The sequence below is a fragment of the Tsuneonella sp. CC-YZS046 genome, from assembly GCF_035581365.1.
Lineage (GTDB): Bacteria > Pseudomonadota > Alphaproteobacteria > Sphingomonadales > Sphingomonadaceae > JAWKXU01.
Genome location: NZ_CP141590.1, coordinates 2,612,460 through 2,635,207 on the forward strand (window position 1 = coordinate 2,612,460; position 22,748 = coordinate 2,635,207).

Consider the following 22,748-nt stretch of genomic DNA (forward strand, 5'->3'; position numbering starts at 1 on the left):
ATGATATGCCTGCCTAGCCCGCTGTATCGCCGTAGGAAACCCCTGCGCTTGCGAAGAGCAGGTCCGTAACCTAGCTATGTGCCATGGCAGATCCATATTCGACGCTGGGGGTGGCGCGCGGCGCCAGCGAAAAGGATATCAAATCCGCATATCGCAAGCTCGCCAAGGAGCTTCACCCGGACCGCAACAAGGACAATCCCAAGGCGGCGGAACGCTTCTCCGACGTGACCCGCGCCTATGATCTGCTGTCCGACAAGGACAAGCGCGCCCAGTATGACCGGGGCGAGATCGACGCCGACGGCAACCCCACCATGCCCTTCGGCTCCGGCGGATTCCGCAGCGCGAGGCCCGGCAATGGCCGCACCAGCGGGGGCTTCGGCGGGTTCGGCGGCGCCGAGGAAGTCGATCTCGGAGATATCTTCGAAGGCCTGTTCGGCGGGCGGGGCGGCATGGGCGGCCGCCGTGGCCCGGCCGGATTTGGCGGCGGAATGGGCGCGGGGCGGCCGCAGCCGCCGCGCGGCGGCAATGTCCAATACCGCCTCACCGTTCCCTTCGCGGACGCTGCCACCCGGCAGGATCAGCGGATCACCCTGGCCGATGGCAAGACCATCGATCTCAAGCTGCCCGCCGGGGTCGAGAACGGCACGCAGATGCGCCTCAAGGGCAAGGGCGAATCCGGGCCGGGCGGCGCGGGCGACGCGCTGGTGACCATCGAAATCCAGCCGCACGCCTTCTTCCGGCGCGAGGGCGACGACATCCGGCTCGACCTGCCGATCTCGCTGGACGAGGCGGTCAACGGCGCCAAGGTGAAGGTTCCGACCGTGGAAGGCGCGGTCATGCTGACCATTGCCCCGGGCAGCGGATCAGGCAAGACCCTGCGGCTCAAGGGCAAGGGGTTCTCGCGCAAGGACGGCGCCCGGGGCGACCAGCTCGTCACCCTGCAGGTCGAGCTGCCGCCCGATGACAAGGACCTGGCGAAGCGGCTCGAAGGCTGGCGGGATTCGCGCAATCTGCGCGGCCGCCTCGGAGTCTGATGGCGCAGCAGGAAATCCGCGAATCCGAAACGCCCGAGGAACTGCCTCCGGCTCACGATTACACGCCGGAAGCAAGGCGGCGGGAAGCGAGGCTCAAGGCCCGCCTCGGCCGGGTGAGGCAGGAACTCGGGCCGGGAACGCGATTCGCCGTGGTGCTGAAGCGGGTGTTTCTGGGCGCCTGGAACGATGGCTTCATCCATGCCGGCAATCTGGCCTATATGGCGATGCTGGCGATCTTCCCCTTCTTCATATTGGGGGCGGCGGTTTTTTCGCTGGCCGGCGAGGAGCATGAACGGGCAGCCTCGATCGACGCCGTCGTGCTGGCCCTGCCGCCGGTGGTCGGCAATGTGATCGAGCCGGTCGCCCGCAACGTGATCGAGCTGCGCAGCGGCTGGCTGCTGTGGGCCGGCGGCCTGTTCGCGCTGTGGACCGTGGGCAGCCTGGTCGAAACGATCCGCGACCTGCTGCGCCGCGCCTATGGAACCGAGCCGAGCCAGAGCTTCCTGCGCAGCCGCCTGCTGGCCAGCGGAATCAGCGTGGCGGCCGTCGTCCTGCTGATGCTTTCGCTGATCGCGCAGGTCCTGATCGGGGCGGCGCAGGAAGTGATCGACGCATATCTGCCCCAGCTGAACGACTGGCTGGCGAGCCTTTCGCTATCCCGGCTGCTGCCCGCCTTCGGCCTGTTCGGATCGATCTACCTGCTGTTCTACAGCCTGACGCCCGCGGCCTATCGCAAGCGGTGCTACCCGAAATGGCCCGGCGCCCTGCTGGTCACGCTATGGTGGGTGGGGGTCACGATCGCGCTGCCGCCGCTTCTGCGCAGCGTGTTCAGCTACGATCTGACCTATGGCAGCCTCGCCGGGATGATGATCGCGCTTTTCTTTTTCTGGCTTGTCGGCTTAGGGATGGTGATCGGCGCGGAGCTCAACGCCGCTCTCGCCGAGCCGGAGAACGAGGAGGACCTGGTGGGCCAAGCAGACAATCGCGCGCGAGCGCGCAGGACCATCGTCCAGAAAGAGGGAAACGGATCGGAATGAGTGGATTGATGGCGGGCAAGCGCGGGCTCATCATGGGCCTTGCCAATGACAAATCGCTGGCATGGGGAATCGCCCAGAAACTGCGGGAACACGGCGCGGAACTGGCCTTTTCCTATCAGGGCGAAGCCTTGGCCAAGCGGGTGCTGCCGCTGGCGCAAAGCCTCGGTTCCGATTTCCTGATCGATTGCGACGTTTCGGACATGGCGGCGCTCGACCGGACCTTCGATGCGATCCGCGCCCGCTGGGACAGCCTCGATTTCGTGGTCCATGCGATCGGCTTTTCCGACAAGAACGAGCTGCGCGGGAAATATGTCGACACCAGCCTCGAAAATTTCCTGATGACCATGAACATCTCCGCCTACTCGCTGGTCGCCGTCACCAAGCGCGCGCGGGAGATGATGGGATCGGGCGGATCGATCCTGACCCTGACCTATTACGGGGCGGAAAAGGTGGTTCCCCATTACAACGTGATGGGCGTCGCCAAATCCGCGCTGGAAACCAGCGTCAAATATCTCGCCAACGATCTCGGGCCGGAGAATATCCGGGTGAACGCGATCTCGGCCGGACCGATCAAGACGCTGGCCGCCAGCGGCATCGGCGATTTCCGCTATATCCTCAAATGGAACGAGCTGAACGCGCCGCTGCGCCGCAATGTCACCATCGAGGATGTGGGCGGAGCGGGGCTGTATCTGCTGTCCGACCTGTCCGCCGGAGTGACCGGCGAGGTCCACCATGTCGACGCGGGCTACAACCTCGTCGGAATGAAGCAGGAAGACGCCCCGGATATTTCGCTGGTGTGATCGCGCCGCGCGGCGGCCGCCTGAAAGCGGTCCGTCCAGACTCGTTCCGCTTCTGGTCGAACCGAAAGGAGACTTGAATTTACTTGTTTTTCCGTAATTTCCGAGTCGGCAAGTGTTTCCACTTGCTTCGGAATCACTCTAGCCCGCCCGGCGCAGCGCGTCGGCGGGGCCGGTATCCAGCGCCGGCTGATCCGGCCAGATGCCGCGCGTGTCATACACGATCTTGTCCGCCCGCTCCGCCAGCGGCACCGATTTGAACACGTCGTGATCGACCAGCACAATCAGGATATCGCAATCCTCCAGCGCGGTATCGACATCGACCAGGCTCGCGCCCGTATCGGTGAACTCCAGCGGCAATTGCGCGGTATAGGGTTCCACCACATGGATGCGGCCGCCGAAGCGCCGGGCCAGCGTGCCGGCGACCAGCCGGGCGGGGCTTTCGCGAAAATCGTCGATATTGGCCTTGAAGGCCAGGCCGAGGCAGGCGACCTTCCGGTCGGGATGGGCTTCGACCATGGCGCTCGCCCGGGCGATGACATGGTGGATCTTGCCGTCGTTCACGCCCCGCGCGGTGCGGATCAGCGGGGTCTGCTCCGGCGCGCCATGCACGATGAACCATGGATCGACCGCGATGCAGTGGCCGCCCACGCCCGGCCCGGGCTGCAGGATGTTGACGCGCGGATGCCGGTTGGCCAGCCGGATCACTTCCCACACATCGAGATCCATCGCATCGGCGATGATCGAAAGCTCGTTGGCGAAGGCGATGTTGACGTCGCGATAGGCGTTTTCGACCAGCTTGGTCATCTCGGCCGAGCGCGCATCGGTGGTCACGCAGGCGCCGCGCACGAAACGCTTGTAGAAGGACAGCGCCTTGCGCGCGCAGCGCGGCGTGATCCCGCCGATGGAGCGGTCGTTGTTGGCCAGCTCTTCCAGAATCCGCCCGGGCAGCACCCGTTCCGGGCAATAGGCGATCGAAACGTCCGGCGTTCCGGCGCAAAGCCCCGGCAGTTTGAGATCGGGCCGTTCCGCCGCGATCATGTCGCGCATCCGTTCGGTAGTGCCGACCGGCGAAGTGGATTCGAGGATCACCACGTCTCCGCTTTTCAGCACTTTCGCCACCTCGCGGGCGGCGGACAGCACATAGGAGATGTCGGGCGTGTGATGGCCATCCTTTTCGAACGGCGTCGGCACCGCGATCACGAACACGTCGGCGGGGGCGATGGCTGTCGATGCGCGCAGCAGGCCGCGCTGCACCACGCCATGCACCAGGCCGTCCAGATCGACTTCCTCGATATGGATCTCGCCCCGGTTGATCGTATCGACCACCGGCTGTGCCACATCCACGCCCAGCACCTGCATTCCCGCCCGCGCGATGATCGCGGCGGTGGGCAGGCCGATATAGCCAAGGCCGACGACACAGACTTCAGGCAATTCGCTTCCGCGCATGGATGATCCTCGTTGCTGTCAGGCCGGCCATGCCGGAAAGGGGTAAATATTGCGGTAACGAAAGGGAATCTCCCTTTTCGGTCAGGGGCGAATCGCCAGCAATTCCACGATCCGGCCCACGCTCCTGCCGTCACCGAACGGATTATGCGCACGCGCCATTTCCGCATAGGCGGCCTCGTCGTCCAGCAGGCGCGTCACTTCCTCGACGATCCGCCTGCTATCCGTGCCGACCAGGCGCGCGGTGCCGGCGGCGACGCCTTCCGGGCGCTCCGTCGTCTCCCGCATCACCAGCACCGGCTTGCCCAGCGCGGGCGCTTCTTCCTGCACCCCGCCGCTGTCGCTCAGCATCAGGTGGCAGATGTCGAGCAAGCGGGCGAAGTGGGGATAATCCAGCGGCTCGATCATCGCGACATTGGGCAGGCCCGCCAGGGCGCCGTCCATCACCGCCCGCACATTGGGGTTGGGGTGGACCGGGAAGATCAGGGCCACATCGTCGCGGCGGGCGATCTCCCGGATCGCGGCGGCGATCGCTTCCAGCCCGCCCCCGAAATTCTCCCGCCGGTGGCTGGTCACGCCGATGATCCGCTTGCCGTTGAAACGCGCCTCAAGCTCGGCCAGCCCGGCGGCAAGGGCCGGTTCCTGCCCGATCCGCCGGGTTATCCAGTGCAGTGCATCGATGACGGTATTGCCGGTGACATGGATCGTTTCAGGCGCGACATTCTCGCGCCGCAGCGCCTCGGCCGAGGTTTCCGTGGGCGCGAGATGGAGCCTTGCAATCGTGCCGATGATCTTGCGATTGACCTCTTCCGGCCAGGGATGATGAATATTGCCGCTGCGCAGCCCCGCTTCGACATGCGCCACCGGGATCTTGCGGTAATAGGCCGCCAGCGCCCCCGCCATGGCCGTGGCGGTATCGCCCTGCACCACCACCCAGTCCGGCTTTTCCGCATCCATGACCTGCCCCAGCCCGGAGAGGAGGTTGGCGGTCAGCATGTCCAGCGTCTGGCCCGGCTGCATGACGTCGAGATCGTGATCCGGCGCCAGCCCGGCGATCGCCAGCACCTGATCCAGCATGTCGCGATGCTGGCCCGATACGCAGACGCGCGAAATGAAGCGCGAATCGGCGTCCAGTGCATGGACGAGCGGGAACAGCTTGATCGCTTCCGGCCGGGTGCCGAAGATGGTGAGAATGCGCAGCGGGTCGGTCATACCCGTGCCTCTAGCGTGGAATGGTTAAGAGGCGATGGCCTATTGATCCGCGCCTGTGCCTGGCTCGGCCGCGCCCTGGGCGGCTTGCTGTTCGGCCGCCTGGCGCGCCTCATGCTCCTTCTCGATCTCCTCGACGCGCGACTGCTCGGCAGCGGCTTCTTCCTCCAGTGTGGACAGCCGCTTCTCGCGTTCCCGTTCGATCAATTGCCCGAACTGCAGCGCGGAGCCCTGCTTCTTTTCCGCATAGGCCGCGTTTATCAGCTTCTGGGAGCAGCCGGTCCACCCGCCATCGCCCACCGGCGAGCAGGAATTGGTGCCGAAATTGCCGACCGTTTCATAGGCCACCACCCGTTCGGTCCATGCCTTGTTGGCCACGTCCTCGCTCATGCGAAGCTCTTCGGGAATGCGGAAGCGTTCGCTCTCGTCCTTGCGGGCGCAGACCGTGATCTCGCTGCCCGTCGATTCCGGGCACTCGTCATCGCCATAGATGATAAGCTGGTTGACCCGGTAATCGGCATCCTGCGCCACGGCGGGCGTTGCCGGAACGAGCGCGGCCGAAGCGGCAAGGAATCCGATAGCGATCAGGCGTTGCATGGTCTTGTCTCCATTGCGGGCATCGCCCGCCTTTCTATCACAATAGCCCCCGTTCGGCTGAATTACGCATGAAGCAGCGAAAAATATCCCGCCTTGCGCTGCATCAAATCCTTTCCGCCAGGCGAATGGCCAGACGGCAGCCGAGCCGGATCGCGCCCGACAGCAGCGGATAGGCAGGCGCCCGTTCCGCCCCCGCCGCCAGCGCGGCGTCGCGGTGGGCCTGCTCCTCCGCGCGAAATTCCTCGATCATCGTGGACAATTCGGGATCGTCCCCGCCTTCCAGCTGCTCCAGCTGGCGAGTGTAATGGCGGTCTATCTCCTCTTCCACCGCGGCCGTGCAGGCCATCGCCGCTTCCGGCCCGATCAGCGCGGTCGCGGCGCCGAGCGCATAGCCGGCGGCGGACCATAGCGGCCGGAGCGCGGTGGGCCGCACGCCGCGCCGCGCTATCAGCACATCGAACCGCCTGAGGTGCTCGTCCTCCTGCCGCGCCATCGCGGCGATTTCGGCGGCATGGGGGCCGCTGCTGCCGAGCACGGCGAGCTGCCCCCCGTAGATGCGGGTGGCGCCGAACTCCCCGGCTTGGTCGACACGGATCATCCGGTCCGTTTCAGATTTGCGCATCGCCCTTCCTCAGCAGCAGCCACCCGATCGCCGCCGCGGCGGTGGTGGAAAGCAGGAAGTTCCAGCCTGCCAGAGAAATCCCGAAAAGGCTCCAGGGAACTTCATCGCAGCGGACGAGCGGCGCATCCATGATCGCCGCCAGCGGATCGCCATCGCCCAGCGCGGGGGTGGCGCAGGCGGTCAGCCCTTCCCACCAGCCATATTCCACCCCGGCATGAAACCCGCCGATCAGGCCGGATGCAAGGATGGCAAGAGCGGCCAGAGCGACACACAGGCGAACCTGAACGGCACACAAAGCGACCACAGCCAGCCCGATCGCCGCGAAATGGGGATAGCGCTGCCACCAGCACATCTCGCAAGGATAAAGTCCGAAGCCATACTGGCCGAGATAGGCCCCGGCGAGCAGGAAGGCCGGGACGCCGAGCGCGAGGAGACGCGCCAGGCGCAAGCGGGCGCTGGTGCCGGTCATCGCCGCCTATTTCGCCGTGAGCTGGGCGCCGTTGGTGCGGCGCAGGGTTTCAAGCGCATAATGCAGCTGGAAATCCTCGATGCCCTGCTTCTTCAATTCCTCCGGCGTGGCTGCGAAGCGAGGGTCCTGCTTGGTGTCGGCTTCCAGCTCCCGGTCGTCGAGATTGACCTCGTTCACCAGATGCCGGCGCAGGTCGGATTCGCGATAGCGCAGCTTGGCCCGCGCGACCCGATCCGGATCCGAAAGCTGCGGCACGGTAATGTCCGGCTCGATCCCGCCTTCCTGGACCGAGCGCCCGCCCGGCGTGTAATACCGCGCGGTGGTGAGCTTGATCGCGCTGTCGCGGGTGAGCGGCAGCAAGGTCTGCACGCTGCCCTTGCCGAAGCTGCGCTCGCCCATCACTAGCGCGCGATGGCGATCCTGCAGGGCGCCCGCGACGATTTCCGAGGCGGAGGCGGAGCCGGCGTCGATCAGCACCACCATCGGGATGCCCGCGGCCGCATCGCCCTTGTAGACGGTTTCCGCATTGTAGACCGCGTTTTCCCGCTTGATCCGGCCGCGCTGCGACACGATCACCCCGTCCGACAGGAACAGGTCCGACAGGGCGACCGCCTCGTCCAGCGAGCCGCCGGGATTGGAGCGCAGGTCCAGCACGATGCCGGTGAGCTTGCCGCCCGCCTTCCTGCGCAATTCCTTGATCGCGTCGTTCACGTTCTTGCCGACATTGCGCGAGAATTCATTGACCGTGATGAGGCCGACCCGCCCGGGCTTGAGATCGGAGGTGACCGGCTCCAGCGTGATGACTCCGCGCGTCACGGTGACGTCGAACGGCTCGTCCCGGCCGGGGCGGAAGATGGTGAGGCGAATGTCGGTCCCGGCCTCGCCGCGCATCCGGCTGACCGCCTCGTCCAGCTCGAGGCCGTAGATCAATTGCCCGTCGAGATGGGTGATGTAATCGCCCGCCTTGACCCCGGCCTTCTCCGCCGGGCTGCCGCGCATCGGCGAGATCACCTTGACCGCGCCGTCGCTGGTCGTCACCGACAGACCGAGGCCGGAATAATTCCCGTCGATCATCGTCTCCAGGCGCTGCAGCGAAGCGCCGTCGAGATAGGTGGAATGCGGATCGAGCGCGGCCAGCATCCCTTCGATCGCCCCGCGCACCAGAACCTCGTCCTCCACCTCGTCGACATAGCTGGCCTTGATCCGCTGATAGGTGGCGAACAGCTTGCCGAACTGGGGCGCGGCGCGGCCCTCCACGGCGGCGAGGCCGGCGGTGGTGACCGGGAGCAGCGCGACGGCGCTGACAAGCGCGGCGGAACGCAGGAGTGCGGCGATTTTCATGAGACGCTCCTATCGCTTCCCGTCGATGAACGCCAGATGAGGATTTGCGATCCGGCTGCGCCCGGCGCGGGTATTTTTCCTACCCCAGATATTCCAGCGGATTGACCGGAACGGTTCCGCGCCGCAGCTCCAGCGTCACCACCGGCCGCCCCGGCCCGGCCACGCCCAGCGGCGTGCCGGGGACGAGGCTTTCGCCCACCGTCACATCGACCCGGGCCAGGCCGGTGACGAGGCTGGTCCAGCCGCCGTCATGCTCGATGATGACGATCCGGTCATAGCCGCGATACGGCCCGGCAAAGGCGACCCGCCCGCCCGCCGGGGCCACGACCTGCGCGAGGCCGCGCGGCGCGAGGCTGATGCCCTCGCTGCGCAGGCCGGACTGGGAGACCGCCCCGAAGCCCGCCAATATCCGGCCCATCACCGGCAGCCGATAATCATGCGGCGCGGCGGCATCGACGGCAGGCGCGGCTTCAGCATCGGCCATCACCCGGGATTCGGCAGGCCGGACCGGGCGGATGATCGGCCCCGGCAGGGCGGCGAGCTTCTTGCGCATCGCCCCTGCCTGCTCGAGCCGCCCGATCAGCGCATCGAGATCCTGCGCATCTTCCGCCAGGGCCAGCGCGCGATCCGCCTCGCGCGCCGCCACCCCGCTCGCCTCCCGCGATTCGAGGCGTTGCCTGGCCTCCAGCGCGGCAAGCTGCTTGCGCCGCGCCGTCCATTGCTCCTCGCTGGCGCGCAGGCCCGCGATGGCCAGCCGCGCCTCCCGTTGCAGCGCGCGGCTGCGCGCGATCTCTCCGCGCAGGTCGGCGGTGCGCCGCTCGACCTGGGGGATGGTGGAAGCGAGCACCGCGCGCAGATGCACCGTGTCCTTGAGCGAACCGGGCTGAAGCACCGAAAGGGCGAGCGGGCGGCGCGACAGGTTCTGCAAGGCGGCGGTGAGGCGCACGACCGGCTGCTGCTTGTTGGCGAGCCGCACCCGCAGCACCGCGCGCTGGCGCTCGATCAGGGCAAGGCGCGCTTCGCCCGCCACGATCTCCACCTCCGAATGCTGGATGCGGGCCGCCAGCGCCGCCGCTTCCCGCGCGGTCCGCTCGGCCGCCTGCGTGGTCTGCGCCGCGCGCCGTTCGAGAACCGCCGCCCGCTGGCTCGCTGCCCGCTCCTCCGCCTGCGCCCGGGCGAGGGCAGCGCGCGTTTCGTCCGCATCGGCATAATTCGCCGCCCGCTGAGCGGACACCACGCCCGCCGATCCCAGCGCAAGCGCCGCGAGGCACGGGGCGAGAAAACGGAAACGGCGCGTCATGACGTCATCCTGCCCGATGATAGGGATGGCCCGCAAGGATGCTCGTTGCGCGGAACAGCTGCTCCAGCAGCATCGCCCGCGCCAGCAGATGGGGCCATGTCGCCGCCCCGAAGGCGAGCAGCAGGTCGGCCCGGTCCCTTTCGGCGGCCGCATGGCCATCAGCCGCGCCGATCAGGAAGCGGGTTTCGCGGATGCCGTCATCGCGCCAGCGCCCCAGCAGTTCGGCAAACTGCACGGAACCAAGCTGCCCGCCCCGCTCGTCCAGCAGCACGGTGCGGAACGGAGCTTGCGGTTCGGGAATGGTGCCGCCCTTTTCGGGCAGTTCGGTAAGGGTGAGCGGCCAGCTTATCCGCCTGGCGTAGCGCTGCACCAGATCGGCCTCGGGCGAGCGGCCGATCTTGCCCCGGGCGATGACGTGCAGCCTCATGAAAACCCGGCGCGGACCTGCCGCGCGAAAAGCCCCAATGGCACGATTGTCGTCCTGCACCCCATCGCATCGCCCGATGCCAATATTAGCGGGCGATGGGAAGCGGGAAGACGCCCCCCTCCGTTCACGCCGGTGTCTCTCGCCCGGCCGCTGTCGCCCCGGCCCGAGCCCGGGGCAAGCCGGGCGATCAGGCCTGCCCGGCCACCGCTATCGGCGCGCCGTCGCCAAAGCCCCACATCCGTTCCAGATTGTAGAAGCTGCGCACTTCGGGGCGGAACAGGTGGACGACGACATCGCCCGCGTCGATCAGCACCCAGTCCGCCGCGGGCAGGCCTTCGACCCGGGGGCCGGGGCGGCCGGACCGCTTGATCCGCTCCGCCAGTTTCTGCGCGATGGCCGCAACCTGCCGCGTGGACCGGCCGGACGCGATCACCATATAGTCTGCAATACCCGATTTGCCGGCCAGGGAGATCGAGATGACATCCTGCGCCTGATCCTCATCGAGCGAGGACAGCACGAGTTCGTGAAGCGACCCTGCTTCCGGGGCCGCGCCGGCAAAAGCCTCAGTCATTCCGTGGGCTTCTCCAGCGGTGGAACCGGCCGTGGCCGGTATGGTCTGCGCATGATTCATCGCAGCTGTTCAGGCTCCTGATGGCGGGGTGGAATAACGCGAGAGACGGTTCGCGCCTCATGCACGCTCCGTTCCATTATCGGTCTGGACAGGATGATGCGTCACCTGGTCCCGGGGCGGTGTTCCCGCCATGCGGGACGCCCAATCGGGATCGGCGCGGCGGATGGCCGTGGCCGAACGTGGATCAGGATCGAAACGCAATTCTATCAGCGCCGGTGCGCTCCATTCACCCCGGTTACGAAAACTGGCCGCATCCGTGCGGTAACGCCGCAACCAGACCATCGCGGGGCTCGCGAGGGCATCGTCATCATAGCCCGGCCTGGCGATCACCGCAATCGGCATCATGCGCGCTATGCCGCGCCAATCCTTCCAGTGATGGAACTGGGCGAGATTGTCCGCCCCCATCACCCAGACGAACCGCCGCCGGGGCCAGATCCGCCTGAGCGCCCGCAGCGTGTCGATCGTATAGGATGAGCCGAGCCGGCGCTCGATCGCGGTGACCCGCACCGGCATCCGCCGGGCCTGCGCGCGGGCGGACCGAACGCGGGCGGCAAGCGGGGCCATCCCCGCCTTGGGCTTCAGCGGATTGCCCGGCGAAACCAGCCACCACATTTCATCCAGCCCCAGCGCGTCCATGGCGAAGCGCGTGATGCGCCGGTGCCCGCCATGGGCCGGATTGAAACTTCCGCCCAGCAGGCCGGTCCGCAGCCTCGCCGCTGTCACCTGGGCTGTCGCCTCTTCGCCACCGTGGCGGAGCGGTATTCGCCCTGAAAACGCAGCATCCAGCCGGGATATTCGGGCGCAAGCGCGCTTGCCGCATCGAGCTGGGCAAGCTCGGCCTCGCTCAATTCCACCTTGCAGGCGGCGATATTGTCCGCGAGCTGGTCGGCCCGCTTGGCCCCGACGATCACCGTGGAAACGGCCGGCCGATACAGCAGCCAGGCCAGCGCCACCTGCGCCACGGACACGTCCCGGGCCTGCGCCATCGGCCGCATGATGTCGATCAGATCGTAGGCGCGGTCGAGATCGACCGGCGGGAAATCGAACCGCCCCCGGCGCCCTTCGCCCTCCACCGCCTGGTCCACCCGGCTGTATTTGCCCGACAGCAGGCCGCCGGCCAGCGGGCTCCAGACCATCAGGCCCAGCCCCTCGCTTTCCAGCATCGGCACGATCTCCCGCTCGAGATCGCGCGCGGCGACGGTGTAATAGGCCTGCAGCGAGACGAATTTTTCGAGGCCGAGCCGCTCGGAAATGCCCAGCGCCTTCGCGATCTGCCAGGCCGCCCAGTTGGATACGCCGATATAGCGGGCGCGGCCGGAGCGCACGATGTCGTCCAGCGCGCGCAGCGCCTCCTCGATCGGAGTCTGCGCATCCCAGCCGTGGATCTGGTAGAGATCGACATGGTCCAGCCCGAGCCTGCCCAGGCTGGCGTCGATCTGGCCGAGCAGGTGATAGCGGCTCATCCCGGTGTCGTTGGGGCCTTCGCCCATCGGCCCCACCGCCTTGGTCGCCACGATCACATCGGAGCGCCCGACGCCCAGCGCACGCAGCGCCTCGCCGACGAATTCCTCGGACTGGCCGGCCGTGTAGGTATTGGCGGTATCGATGAAATTGATGCCCGCATCCAGCGCCTGCCTGACCAGCGCGGTGGACGCATCCTGATCCAGCCCGGCAATCGCCTCGAACCGGCCCGGCCTGGTGCCGAAGGTCATGGCCCCGAGGCACAATTCGGAAACGAACAGGCCGGTGTTGCCCAAACGATTGTAACGCATAGGAAATCTCCCGCTGCGGGTGGCCGTGGCGCTGGTCCGATCAGGGGCGGGTCTGGCCGCTCCCCCTCACCACCCACTTGTAGGTCGTCAGCCCTTCGAGCGCGACCGGGCCGCGCGCATGCAGCCGGCCGGTGGCGATCCCGATTTCGGCGCCGAGGCCGAACTCGCCGCCATCGGCGAACTGGCTGGAGGCGTTCACCATCACGATCGCGCTGTCGACCTCGGCCAGGAAGCGATCCGCTGCCGCTTCATCCGCCGTGATGATCGCATCCGTGTGGTGCGAGGAATGGCGGGCGATATGATCGAGCGCGGCGTCCAGCCCATCGACCACCGCGACGGACAGCACCGCATCGAGATATTCCGTATCCCAGTCATTGGCCCCGGCGGGCCGGATGCGCGGATCGATCGTCTGGGCACGGCTGTCGCCCCGCAATTCGCAGCCGGCATCGAGCAAGGCGCCGACGACCTCGCCCGAAGCGGGGAAATTCGCATCGAGCAGCAAGGTTTCCATCGCCCCGCAAATCCCGGTGCGGCGCATCTTCGCATTGCGCGAGACATCGACCGCCATGGCCGGATCGGCGGCGGGATGGATATAGGTGTGGCAAATCCCGTCCAGATGGGCGAGCACCGGCACCCGGGCATCCGCCTGCACCCGGGCAACCAGGCCCTTGCCGCCACGGGGCACGATCATGTCGATCAGCCCGGCCGCGGCCAGCATGGCGCCCACAACGGCGCGATCCTGGGTCGGGATGAGCTGGACGGCGGCGGCGGGGATGCCGCCCGCTTCCAGCCCTCTGGCGAAGGCCGCCTCGATCGCGCGGTTGGAATTGACTGCCTCGCTCCCGCCGCGCAGCAGCACGGCATTGCCCGCGCGCACGCACAGCGCGGCGGCGTCGGCCGTCACATTCGGGCGGCTTTCATAGATGATCCCGATCAGCCCGATCGGCACCCGCACGCGCGAAAGGTGCAGGCCATTGGGGCGCTCCGCCCGGTCTATCACCTGGCCGACCGGATCGGGCAGGGCCGCCACCGCCTCGACCGCGTCGGCGATCCCGGCGAGGCGCTGCGGATCGAGCCGCAGCCGGTCCAGCATGGCCGGGCTGAGCCCATTCGCTTCCCCCGCCGCGACGTCGCGCGCATTGGCCGCCAGCACTTCCGCCTCGGCATCCCGCAAGGCCTGCGCCGCCTGGCGCAAGGCCGCCGCCTTGGCCGCGTCGCCCATCCGCGCCAGCACGCGCTGCGCGGCGCGCCCGGCATGGGCAAGGCGTTCGACCAGCGCTTCGGGCGATTCGGTGGAGAGGGTGGCGGGTTCTGCGGACATGGCGTGCGGGTAGCAGCTTGGCTTGGAATTGTCAGGCCGAATCCGCGCGACTCGACGATTTCCGCCATTTTCGCCCGGAATCGGGGATCAGACAACGCCGCAAGCGCGGTTGCGTTCCCGTTCCTTGCGATTAAATCTTAAGAAAGAGGGACGTTAACCAACCGTTCATCGCGCGACTCCCTCGAACTCAACCGCTTTCCACCGCGCCGAAATGGCAGGCCCCCGCAACGCATGCTAGCCGCCCTCGGTCAAAAAAGATGGCGGGAACGGGGTCGTTCACTTTGAAACATGGGTTGTCCAGCGGCACGTTTATCCGCCGCCTGCAGGAACTGTTCCCTGATCGCGAGTTCTTCATGCGATCGCAGGGCCATGTCCGCTTCATCAAGATCACGTCCCGAATGCAGATCATCGGCGTGGCCATCGTCGCGCTGGCCTTGCTGGTCTGGATCGGCACCATCGCCGGAATGACGATCAGCCAGTTCGTGTCCCGCGCCGATCGGCTGGAACTGATCGAGCGCGAAGCCAAGGTGACGACCGCCGAAAACCGTGTCTCGGCCTATCGCGACGATCTGGATTCCGTGGCCGACGACCTCCAGCGAAGGCAGGATTTCATCGAGGAGATGGTGGACAGCCTGCCAGCGGACATCAAGGCCGAAGAAACCGTGTCGGACAGCAGCGGAGAGGCGGAAAAGACCATCTCCAAGGTCAGCGCCGCCATTCCGGAAGCCTCCGCGCTGGCCCGGATCGAAGCCCGCCAGCTGGCCTTCGTCGAGAATCTGACCCGCTTTGCGGACCGCCGCGCCAAGCGGGCCGAACTGGCGATCCGCAAGCTCGGCCTTGATCCGCGCCGGATGCTCGCTTCCGCCAAGGACGCCCAGGGCGGTCCGCTCGAATTGCTGTCCACCGGCCGCGACGGGTCGATCGATCCGCGTTTCGAGCGGCTCGGGTTCAGCCTGTCGCGGATGGAAGCGCTGGAGCGCGGGCTGAAAAGCATTCCGCAGGTGATGCCGGCCAGCCTCAAGACGATTTCCTCCGGCTTCGGCTATCGCCGCGATCCTTTCACCGGCGCCGCCGCGATGCATGCCGGCCTCGATTTCCGCGGCCCGGTCGGTGCGCCGATCTATGCCGCCGCCAAGGGCAAGGTCAGCTTCGCCGGCCGCAAGTCCGGTTACGGAAACTGCATCGAGATCAGCCATGGCAACGGGCTGATGACCCGCTATGCCCACATGTCCGCCTTCCGCGCCAAAGTGGGGCAGGAGGTCGCCGCCGGCGCTGTCATTGGCGCAATCGGCAGCACCGGTCGCTCGACCGGGCCGCATTTGCATTTCGAAGTGCGGATCAACGATCGCGCGGTCAACCCGCGCCCCTTCCTGGAGGCAGCGCCCCATGTTCTCGAAGAAGCTCGCGGAGAAACCGCGGCACCCGGCCGATAGAGCGATGTCGGGCGGCACATTTTCCGTCATCGGCCCGGATGTCGTCATCAAGGGCGACATCAAGGCCTCCGCTGATCTCCATGTCGACGGCCGGATCGAGGGCGATATTTCGTGCTCTTCGCTGGTGCAGGGCGAAAGCAGCGCCGTGACCGGGGCGATCCTCGCGGAAAGCGCGCGGCTGGCGGGCCGGGTCCAGGGCTCGATCAGCGCGAGCCAGCTCGTGGTGCTGCGCACCGCCCGGATCGAAGGGGACGTATTCTACGATGCGCTGACCATCGAACAGGGCGCGGAAGTGACGGGCCGCTTCGCCCATCGCACCAGCGCGGAAGCCGCGATGCCCTCTGCCGCCGCGCCCGCCGTGGAAGAAAACGGCGAGGAACCGCGCCTTTCGCTGGCCCGCTAGAGCGATTTCGCGGCAAGTGGCATCGCTTGCCGGCCCGGAAATAACGCAAAACGGCTAATTCCAGCCTTGTTCCGGTTCTGGCCGAACCGGCACCGCTCGCGCTTCAGGGAGTATGCGGGCCGGTTGGCAGCGTCACCTTGCCCGCCGCGACCTCGGCCTTGAGCGCCTTGCGGTCGAGCTTCCCGATCATCGTCTTGGGCAGATCGTCCCGGATTTCCACGCCGATCAGGCGTTCGTGCTTGCCCACATGCGGATCGAGCCAGGCACGCAGCTGTTCCCCCGTCACCGGGCCGGCGCCGTCTTTCAGGCTGACGAAGCCCATCGGGCTTTCGCCGCGATAGGAATCGGGAACCCCGATCACCAGCGCTTCCTTGACCGCCGGATGCTGCAGCAGGACTTTCTCGACCCGGCTGGGGAACACCTTGAAGCCGCCCACCGCGATCATGTCCTTGCTGCGGTCGACGATATGGATGTAGCCGTCGGGATCGAGCGTAGCGATGTCGCCCGTCCGCAGCCAGCGCTCTCCATCGCGCGCGGCGAAGGCCTGCGCGGCGGCGTCGGGCCGGTTCCAGTAGCCCTGCATGATCTGCGGGCCGAGGATGGCCAGCTCGCCCGGTTCGCCCGGCGGCGCATCCCGCGCGGGGTCTTCCTTGTCCAGCAGCCTGATCCGGGTCGCGGGCAAGGGCTGGCCGATGCTGCCCGGCCGGTTTTCGCCGCGCAGCGGATTGGTGGAAACCACCCCGCTGCTTTCGGTCAACCCATAGCCTTCGATCACCTTGACCCCGGTTTCCCGCTCGAACCGGGACTTGAGCGGAAGCGACAGCGGCGCGCCGCCCGATATGCATTCCCTGAGCGACGAGAAATCGGTGCGTGCGCATCTGGGATGGTCGAGCAGCGCCTGGAACATCGTCGGCACCCCGAACAGCGATGTCGGGCGGGTCCGCGCGATGGTGGCCAGCGCCTGCCCGGCATCGAACCGCGGCAGCATCACGATGCACCCGGCATTCGCCACCGTGCGGTTGAGCACGCAGGTATTGGCGAAGACATGGAACAGCGGCAGCACGCCCAGGACGACATCGCGATTGTCGCGATCCGGATCGACCGCGCGAACCTGCCGGGCATTGGCGGAAAGATTCTGATGGGTCAGCATCGCGCCCTTCGGCGTGCCGGTGGTGCCGCCGGTATATTGCAGCAAGGCCAGGTCGCCGGGCGCGACCGGGACCGGCTCGGGCGCCGTGGCGGCCAAGCAATCCCGCCATTTCCAGACATCCGGCCGGCGGGGCAGGCGCGCGATCTGGTCGCGGCCCAGCAGCTTGAGCGCGAGGCGCTTGGGCCAGGGCAGCATATCGCCAAGGGACGCGACGATCAGGCTTTCCAGCGGGGAATTGTCGAGCACTTCCAGGGCTGTCGGCAACAGGGCCGCGACATCGGCGGTCACCAGCACCCGCGTGCCGGAATCCACCACCTGGGCCTCCAGCTCCTCAGCGGAATAAAGCGGGGAGAAATTAACGACGACCGCGCCGATCATCATCGCGCCGTAATAGGCCGAAAGATAGGCGGGAACATTGGGCAGGAACAGGCCCACCCGATCCCCCCCGGCGATGCCGCGCCGCTGCAATCCGGCGGCAAAGCCACGGGCCTGATCGAGCATTTCCGCGTAGCTGTAGGTCCGGCCCAGAAAATCTATCAGCGGCGCATCGGGCCGCCTGGCGACCGCTTGCTCGAACATCTGGGGGAGAGCGAGCGGCGCGAAGGACAAATCCCATTCACATGCATGGGCATAATGCGCCGCCGCTATGCCGCCCTGCACCGAACTGTCGTCACCTCTCTCCACGCGCGCAGCCTGCCGCGCCAGAGGCGGCGCGGCAAGCGGAAAAGGTGAACCGGCGGCTTACTCGGCGGTGGATTCGCTGGCGCGCTTCGCTTCCAGCCAAGCGGCGGCCTCCGCCTCCTGCGCGGCTTCCACCGCAGCCTTGGCGGCGGCTTCGCGTTCCGCGCGCAGTTCCTCGATCAGGGCTTCCCGGTCGCCGGTCATGCCGGGGTCGGCCGCGCGGTCTTCGCTGATGCCAGCCTTCTTCGCCGCCTTGGCGACGACCGCATCCAGCTCGCGCTGGGAGCACAGGCCGAGCGTGACGGGGTCCTTGGGCTGGATGTTCTGGATGTTCCAGTGGCTGCGTTCCCGGATCGCGGTGATCGTGTTGCGCGTGGTGCCGATCAGCTTGCCGATCTGGGCATCCGAAATCTCGGGGTGATTGCGCAATATCCAGGCGATGCCGTCGGGCTTGTCCTGCCGCTTGGAAACCGGGGTGTAGCGCGGCCCCTTGGTGCGGCTGACGGAAACCGGGGCGCGCTGCATCTTCAGGCGGTATTCCGGATCGTTCTGGCCGCGCTCGATCTCCTCATGCGTCAGCTCGCCGGAATGGATCGGATCGCGGCCCGTGTATTTGGAGCTGGCGAGATCGTCCGCCATCGCCTGGACTTCCAGAATATGGAGGCCGCAGAACTCTGCGATCTGCTCGAAAGTGAGTGCGGTATTGTCGACCAGCCAGGATGCCGTGGCATGGGGCATCAGCGGTGTGGGTTGGGACATGGTTCTCTCCGCCCGAAAAAGGGCCAAAACAGGGCCAGAAAATATAAGGGCCGCCCCATGCGGAGCGGCCGATCACGCCACCATGTAGGCGATCCCCGCCTTTTCGGCAAGCGCGATACGTCAGGCGGCCAGCACCTGCGGCTCGCAAGCCAGCGCCGACAGGAACTGCGCCGTGCTCGCTCCCCAGCTGAAAGTGGCCGCATGGGCAATGCAGCTTTCGCGATCCAGCTTCAGCGCGGCGGCGATCGCGCGATCGAGATCCTCGTCCATCGCGCCGCAGCTGGGCGTCAGTATGTCGAGCGGCCCCGTGACCGGATAGGCCGCGACCGGGGTGCCGCAAGCCAGCGCCTCGATCATCACCAGGCCAAAGGTGTCGGTCCTGCTGGGAAACACGAACACGTCCGCTCCGGCATAGCAGGCGGCCAGATCCGCGCCTTGCTGCTTGCCCAGGAAATGGACCGTGGGGAATTGCAGCTTCAGCCGGGCGAGCGCCGGGCCATCGCCGACCACCACTTTCGATCCCGGATGGGTCGAGCGCAGGAAGGCTTCGATATTCTTCTCGACCGACACCCGGCCGACATAGAGCTGGATCGGCCGCTCAAGCTCCCAGAACAGGGCGGGCGGCTCCATATCCGGATGGAAATCGGCAAGGTCGACACCCCGGCTCCATGCCCGGACCTGCGGCAATCCCTGGCTGCGCAATTGCGCCCTGACCGTATCGGTCGCCACCATGATTCCCGCCGATGGCCGGTGGAACCAGCGGATATAGGGCCAGAAAGCGCGGGCCGGCAGGCCCGTGCGGCGCGCGAGATAATCCGGGAACTGGGTGTGATAGGCCGTGGTGAACGAAATGCCGCGCGACAGGCAGTAACGCCGCGCGGCCAGGCCCAGCGGGCCTTCGGTCGCGATATGGACCGCGTCGGCACCGATCGCGGCAATGCGCTTGCCGATATTGCCGCGCCGGGCCAGCGCCAGGCGGATTTCCGGATAGCTCGGGCACGGCATCGACGCGAACTGGTCGGGGGAAATGACCGTGACGTCATGCCCCCGCGAGCGCAGCTCCCGCGTCACCGCGGACAGGGTGCGGACAACTCCGTTGACCTGCGGCGCCCAAGCATCGGTCACCAAGGCGATGCGCAGCCCCATGCCTATGCCGCCGCTTCCAGAGCGGCTATCGCGCCGCCGGCTTCGCGCTTCGCGATTTCCTCGGGCCAGTGGAGAATTTCCATCCGTCCGTCGAAATGCTCGACCAGCGCGGTGCAGCCTTCCACCCAGTCGCCGTCATTGTAATAGGCCACATCCCCGAACTGGCGCATTTCGGCATTGTGGATATGGCCGCAGACCACGCCGTCCACCCCTCTGTCGCCAGCGGCCTTGGCCACCACTTCCTCGTAGCGGGAGATGAACTCGACCGCGTTCTTGACCTTGTGCTTGGCCATCTTGCTGAGCGACCAGTAGGGCAGCTCCAGCCGGCTGCGCACCGCGTTGACCCAGCGGTTTAGGTTCATCAGCAGGGTGTAGGCCGCATCCCCCACGCAGGCGAGCCAGCGGTGGGCCAGCATCACGGCGTCGAACTCGTCCCCATGCAGCACCATCAGCCGCCGTCCATCGGCGGTGGTGTGGAAGGCCGTGCGCCGGATCTCCACGCCTCCGAAGCTCAGCCCCGAGAACTGGCGGAACATCTCGTCGTGATTGCCGGGAATATAGACGATGCGCGTGCCGCGCTTCGCCCGCTTCAGGATACGCCAGACGATGTCGTTATGCGCCGCGGGCCAGTAGAATTTCTTCTTCAGCCGCCATCCGTCGATGATGTCGCCGACCAGATACATGGTCTCACTGTCGACGCTGTCGAGGAAATCGATCAGCAGCTCGGCATTGCACCCCTTGGTTCCGAGATGCACGTCCGAGATCCAGACCGTGCGGTATCGCCGCCTTCCGGAAACCGGAGGCTCCGGCCGCGCCGGCCGCAAGCGGGAGAGAGGAACGGCAGCCGCATCGCTGCTGGCCGCCAGATCACGATCGACAAGTCTTTCGACGCCCATGGGCGAATCACTAGCCGGGGATTGTTACGCGCCAACCACAATTCGATGACATTACAGTTACATCGCGGGCGCATCGCGACATGCTTCCGCGGGGCCATCCGTAACCTCTCCTTAAGTGCGATGTGGCAGACGCAGCTCCGGCCTGCGCGGTGGGACGAGGCAGGCAGCGCCGAATGGCAAGGGGGAAGTAATCATGCGTCGCGTTCTCGCCGCCGGCTTGACCCTGGCCCTCGCCGCTTGCGGGGGCGGAGACGATTTCTCCCTCGATGTCGGGCGCCCGGCCGCCCGCGTCTATGGCCAGCTTTCCTCGCTGGATGGCGGGATGGTGCGCCAGATCCTGGGCTTGCCCGCAATCAGGCGCAGCAATCCGGCGGATGGGGAGCTGCTCTATACGATCCCCGGAAGCGGTGGAAATGGCGACGGGACGCTGGCCTTCCGGATCGAGCCGCAGGGCGAGAACCAGGCCCGGGTCCATGTGAATCTCGAATTGCCGACGATCAGGACGCGAATCCAGGGCATCGACAAGGTTCTGAACGAAAACCGCGCCGAAAACATGCTGCAGGACAAGCTCGATCAATGGGCGGCGAACATCAGATCGGGCGGATCGGGGCATGAGCATATTCTGCGGATCGACGAAATGCTGGGCGCCCTGACGCTGGCGATGAACCCCGACCGGATCGACAAGGTGCTGGCGATGTCGGAAAAGCCGGAGATACTGGCCGAATTCCTGGGCGATCGGATGGCGTGGGAAAGCGCATCGGGCGAATTCAGCCGGGCCGACGCCCCGATGAGCGATCCCGAACGGGACGCGGCCCAGTTCGCGGAACCGATGGACAAGGCCACCGGCAGCGATCCTTCCTGGGACAGCCAGCGCTATGGCGATCCCGGCTACTAGGATCAGGGCCGCAGCACGATCTTGCCGATATGTTCGCCCGCCTCCATCCGGCGATGGGCGGACGCGGCCTCTTCCAGCGGGAAGACCTGATCCATCACCGGCCGCAAGGCGCCTTCCTGCACCAGCGGCCACACTTCGCGCGCGATTTCCTGCGCAAGCACCGCCTTGAAATCGTCCGAGCGCGGGCGCAGCGTCGAGCCGGTAAGGCTGTAGCGCCGCGTCATCACCTGCGCCATGTTGATCTCGGCCCTCGCCCCGCCCTGCACCGCGATCGTCACATGGCGGCCGTCCTCGGCCAGGCATTTGAGATTGCGGGCGACATAATCCCCGGCCACCATGTCGAGCACCAGCGCAACCCCCCGGCCCTCCGTGATCGCCTGCACGGCCTCCACGAAATCCGTGGACCTATAGTTGATCGCGTGCGCCGCGCCGATCTCCACTGCGGCGGCGCATTTCTGGTCGGACCCGCAGGTGACGATCACGGTGAGGCCGAACAGCCGCCCGAGCATCGCCGCCATCGTGCCAATGCCGCTGGTGCCGCCGTGGACCAGAATCGTTTCGCCCTCGCACGCCCAGCCGCGCTCGAACAGATTGTGCCACACGGTGAACAATGTCTCGGGCAAGGCTGCCGCCTGGTCCGGCGCAAGACCCTCCGGCACCGGCAGGCAGTGATCCGCCCGGGCGAGGCAATATTCCGCATATCCGCCGCCGGAAACCAGGGCGCAGACCTGCTGGTTGAGCAGTTCAGGCTCCACCCCCTCGCCCACCGCCACTACCTGGCCCGACACCTCCAGCCCAAGGATCGGCGATGCGCCCGGCGGCGGCGGATAATTGCCCTGCCGCTGGATCACGTCGGGCCGGTTCACGCCGGCGAACGCCACCTTGACGAGCAGCTGCCCGGGATCGGGCCGGGGCACCGCGACTTCGGAAACCCGAAGCACTTCCGGTCCGCCTGGCTCAGCGAATGTGATGGCCCGCATGGCAGCGGGCGGATTTACGGCCATTTTCACTCCCCAGTGTGCCCCAACCGCAACGTTCCATCGAGAAGTAGCGGGATGCCCCATTGACAGCAAGGCGCGCGCGCGGGATGCTGCGTTGCAATGGACGAAGATGATCGCCCCCGGTTACGTGGCGATGCAGCCACCCGGCTCTCGGCGGAGAGCCTCGACAGCTATTCGCAGCACGAGCTGGAAACACGCATTCGCCTGCTGGAAGCGGAAATCGCCAGGGTCGAATCCCATCGCCTCAAGGCCGCTGCCCACCGGCAGACTGCGGATTCCCTGTTCAAGCCAAGGGCCGAGAGTTGAGGCGGGCCGCCTCTCGCAATCGGGCGGCCGATCCCCATATTGGCGGGGTCAAGTTCATTTTCCACAGTTTTCAGG

Annotated in this window: 24 protein-coding genes; 7 read left to right on the top strand and 17 right to left on the bottom strand. The window is 66.7% G+C overall.

The features are described 5' to 3' along the window. Window positions 1-83 precede the first annotated feature (83 nt). Genes U8326_RS12820 through fabI form a run of 3 tightly spaced genes read left to right on the top strand, consistent with a single transcriptional unit; the run spans window position 84 to window position 2,871 of the window. On the top strand, window positions 84-1,034 hold the full coding sequence (locus U8326_RS12820; RefSeq protein ID WP_324740758.1) for a DnaJ C-terminal domain-containing protein: 951 nt from the start codon (window positions 84-86) through the stop codon (window positions 1,032-1,034). Then, window positions 1,034-2,071 carry a YihY/virulence factor BrkB family protein gene (locus U8326_RS12825; protein ID WP_324740759.1) on the top strand — a complete coding sequence of 346 codons (1,038 nt, stop codon included), beginning with the start codon at window positions 1,034-1,036 and terminating at the stop codon, window positions 2,069-2,071. Before U8326_RS12820 ends, U8326_RS12825 begins: the two co-directional genes overlap by 1 nt. Next, window positions 2,068-2,871 carry an enoyl-ACP reductase FabI gene (gene fabI / locus U8326_RS12830; protein ID WP_324740760.1) on the top strand — a complete coding sequence of 268 codons (804 nt, stop codon included), beginning with the start codon at window positions 2,068-2,070 and terminating at the stop codon, window positions 2,869-2,871. The genes U8326_RS12825 and fabI overlap by 4 nt, the downstream gene beginning before the upstream one ends. A 138-nt stretch (window positions 2,872-3,009) precedes the next feature. Here fabI and wecC read toward each other — a convergent pair whose 3' ends face one another. The 12 genes from wecC to U8326_RS12890 all read right to left on the bottom strand — a co-directional run bounded on the left by wecC (window position 3,010) and on the right by U8326_RS12890 (window position 14,003). Continuing rightward, on the bottom strand, window positions 3,010-4,317 hold the full coding sequence (gene wecC / locus U8326_RS12835) for a UDP-N-acetyl-D-mannosamine dehydrogenase (RefSeq protein WP_324740761.1): 1,308 nt from the start codon (window positions 4,315-4,317) through the stop codon (window positions 3,010-3,012). Window positions 4,318-4,398: 81 nt separating this feature from the next. Beyond that, window positions 4,399-5,526: a non-hydrolyzing UDP-N-acetylglucosamine 2-epimerase gene (wecB, locus tag U8326_RS12840; RefSeq protein ID WP_324740762.1), complete on the bottom strand. Its 1,128-nt coding sequence runs from the start codon at window positions 5,524-5,526 to the stop codon at window positions 4,399-4,401. 39 nt (window positions 5,527-5,565) lie between these two features. Next, the gene (locus U8326_RS12845) at window positions 5,566-6,120 is read right to left on the bottom strand and encodes a hypothetical protein (protein WP_324740763.1); all 555 of its coding nucleotides are present in this window, start codon (window positions 6,118-6,120) and stop codon (window positions 5,566-5,568) included. A 103-nt stretch (window positions 6,121-6,223) separates the two neighbouring features. After that, window positions 6,224-6,742 carry a demethoxyubiquinone hydroxylase family protein gene (locus U8326_RS12850; protein ID WP_324740764.1) on the bottom strand — a complete coding sequence of 173 codons (519 nt, stop codon included), beginning with the start codon at window positions 6,740-6,742 and terminating at the stop codon, window positions 6,224-6,226. Continuing rightward, window positions 6,729-7,211 carry a disulfide bond formation protein B gene (locus U8326_RS12855; RefSeq protein WP_324740765.1) on the bottom strand — a complete coding sequence of 161 codons (483 nt, stop codon included), beginning with the start codon at window positions 7,209-7,211 and terminating at the stop codon, window positions 6,729-6,731. The genes U8326_RS12850 and U8326_RS12855 overlap by 14 nt, the downstream gene beginning before the upstream one ends. 6 nt (window positions 7,212-7,217) lie before the next feature. Then, window positions 7,218-8,552 (bottom strand): S41 family peptidase, encoded by a 1,335-nt coding sequence (locus U8326_RS12860; RefSeq protein WP_324740766.1) that lies wholly within the window; start codon window positions 8,550-8,552, stop codon window positions 7,218-7,220. Window positions 8,553-8,631: 79 nt separating this feature from the next. Then, on the bottom strand, window positions 8,632-9,852 hold the full coding sequence (locus tag U8326_RS12865) for a murein hydrolase activator EnvC family protein (RefSeq protein ID WP_324740767.1): 1,221 nt from the start codon (window positions 9,850-9,852) through the stop codon (window positions 8,632-8,634). A gap of 4 nt (window positions 9,853-9,856) precedes the next feature. Next, window positions 9,857-10,279 (bottom strand): 23S rRNA (pseudouridine(1915)-N(3))-methyltransferase RlmH, encoded by a 423-nt coding sequence (locus U8326_RS12870; protein ID WP_324740768.1) that lies wholly within the window; start codon window positions 10,277-10,279, stop codon window positions 9,857-9,859. Between the two features lie 187 nt (window positions 10,280-10,466). After that, window positions 10,467-10,850: a ribosome silencing factor gene (rsfS, locus tag U8326_RS12875; RefSeq protein WP_324740769.1), complete on the bottom strand. Its 384-nt coding sequence runs from the start codon at window positions 10,848-10,850 to the stop codon at window positions 10,467-10,469. Between the two features lie 117 nt (window positions 10,851-10,967). Further along, window positions 10,968-11,633, bottom strand: coding sequence for a nicotinate-nucleotide adenylyltransferase (locus U8326_RS12880; RefSeq protein WP_324740770.1), 666 nt, complete (start codon window positions 11,631-11,633; stop codon window positions 10,968-10,970). Next, entirely contained in the window at window positions 11,630-12,682 is a 1,053-nt protein-coding gene (locus tag U8326_RS12885) for an aldo/keto reductase (RefSeq protein ID WP_324740771.1), read from the bottom strand. Before U8326_RS12885 ends, U8326_RS12880 begins: the two co-directional genes overlap by 4 nt. A 40-nt stretch (window positions 12,683-12,722) precedes the next feature. After that, entirely contained in the window at window positions 12,723-14,003 is a 1,281-nt protein-coding gene (locus U8326_RS12890; protein WP_324740773.1) for a glutamate-5-semialdehyde dehydrogenase, read from the bottom strand. A 353-nt stretch (window positions 14,004-14,356) separates the two neighbouring features. On the opposite strand from U8326_RS12890, the gene U8326_RS12895 reads away from it, so the two are divergent. After that, window positions 14,357-15,436 carry a M23 family metallopeptidase gene (locus U8326_RS12895; protein WP_416385532.1) on the top strand — a complete coding sequence of 360 codons (1,080 nt, stop codon included), beginning with the start codon at window positions 14,357-14,359 and terminating at the stop codon, window positions 15,434-15,436. 4 nt (window positions 15,437-15,440) lie between these two features. Then, window positions 15,441-15,839, top strand: a complete 399-nt coding sequence (locus U8326_RS12900) for a polymer-forming cytoskeletal protein (protein ID WP_324740775.1) — start codon at window positions 15,441-15,443, stop codon at window positions 15,837-15,839. A gap of 103 nt (window positions 15,840-15,942) precedes the next feature. Here U8326_RS12900 and U8326_RS12905 read toward each other — a convergent pair whose 3' ends face one another. The 4 genes from U8326_RS12905 to U8326_RS12920 all read right to left on the bottom strand — a co-directional run bounded on the left by U8326_RS12905 (window position 15,943) and on the right by U8326_RS12920 (window position 20,471). Next, complete coding sequence (locus U8326_RS12905) at window positions 15,943-17,568, bottom strand: long-chain fatty acid--CoA ligase (protein WP_324743611.1); 1,626 nt, start codon at window positions 17,566-17,568, stop codon at window positions 15,943-15,945. A gap of 162 nt (window positions 17,569-17,730) precedes the next feature. Then, entirely contained in the window at window positions 17,731-18,429 is a 699-nt protein-coding gene (locus U8326_RS12910) for a DUF1013 domain-containing protein (RefSeq protein ID WP_324740776.1), read from the bottom strand. Between the two features lie 120 nt (window positions 18,430-18,549). Further along, window positions 18,550-19,569: a glycosyltransferase family 1 protein gene (locus U8326_RS12915; protein WP_324743612.1), complete on the bottom strand. Its 1,020-nt coding sequence runs from the start codon at window positions 19,567-19,569 to the stop codon at window positions 18,550-18,552. An 8-nt stretch (window positions 19,570-19,577) separates the two neighbouring features. Beyond that, on the bottom strand, window positions 19,578-20,471 hold the full coding sequence (locus U8326_RS12920; protein WP_324740777.1) for a UDP-2,3-diacylglucosamine diphosphatase: 894 nt from the start codon (window positions 20,469-20,471) through the stop codon (window positions 19,578-19,580). A 193-nt stretch (window positions 20,472-20,664) separates the two neighbouring features. Here U8326_RS12920 and U8326_RS12925 point away from each other — a divergent pair, with 193 nt between their 5' ends. Continuing rightward, window positions 20,665-21,366: a hypothetical protein gene (locus tag U8326_RS12925; RefSeq protein ID WP_324740778.1), complete on the top strand. Its 702-nt coding sequence runs from the start codon at window positions 20,665-20,667 to the stop codon at window positions 21,364-21,366. Between the two features lie 2 nt (window positions 21,367-21,368). On the opposite strand, the gene U8326_RS12930 is transcribed toward U8326_RS12925, so the two are convergent. Further along, window positions 21,369-22,370: an NAD(P)H-quinone oxidoreductase gene (locus U8326_RS12930; RefSeq protein WP_324740779.1), complete on the bottom strand. Its 1,002-nt coding sequence runs from the start codon at window positions 22,368-22,370 to the stop codon at window positions 21,369-21,371. 96 nt (window positions 22,371-22,466) lie between these two features. Here U8326_RS12930 and U8326_RS12935 point away from each other — a divergent pair, with 96 nt between their 5' ends. Continuing rightward, window positions 22,467-22,673 (top strand): DUF1192 domain-containing protein, encoded by a 207-nt coding sequence (locus U8326_RS12935; RefSeq protein ID WP_324740780.1) that lies wholly within the window; start codon window positions 22,467-22,469, stop codon window positions 22,671-22,673. Window positions 22,674-22,748: the final 75 nt, after the last annotated feature.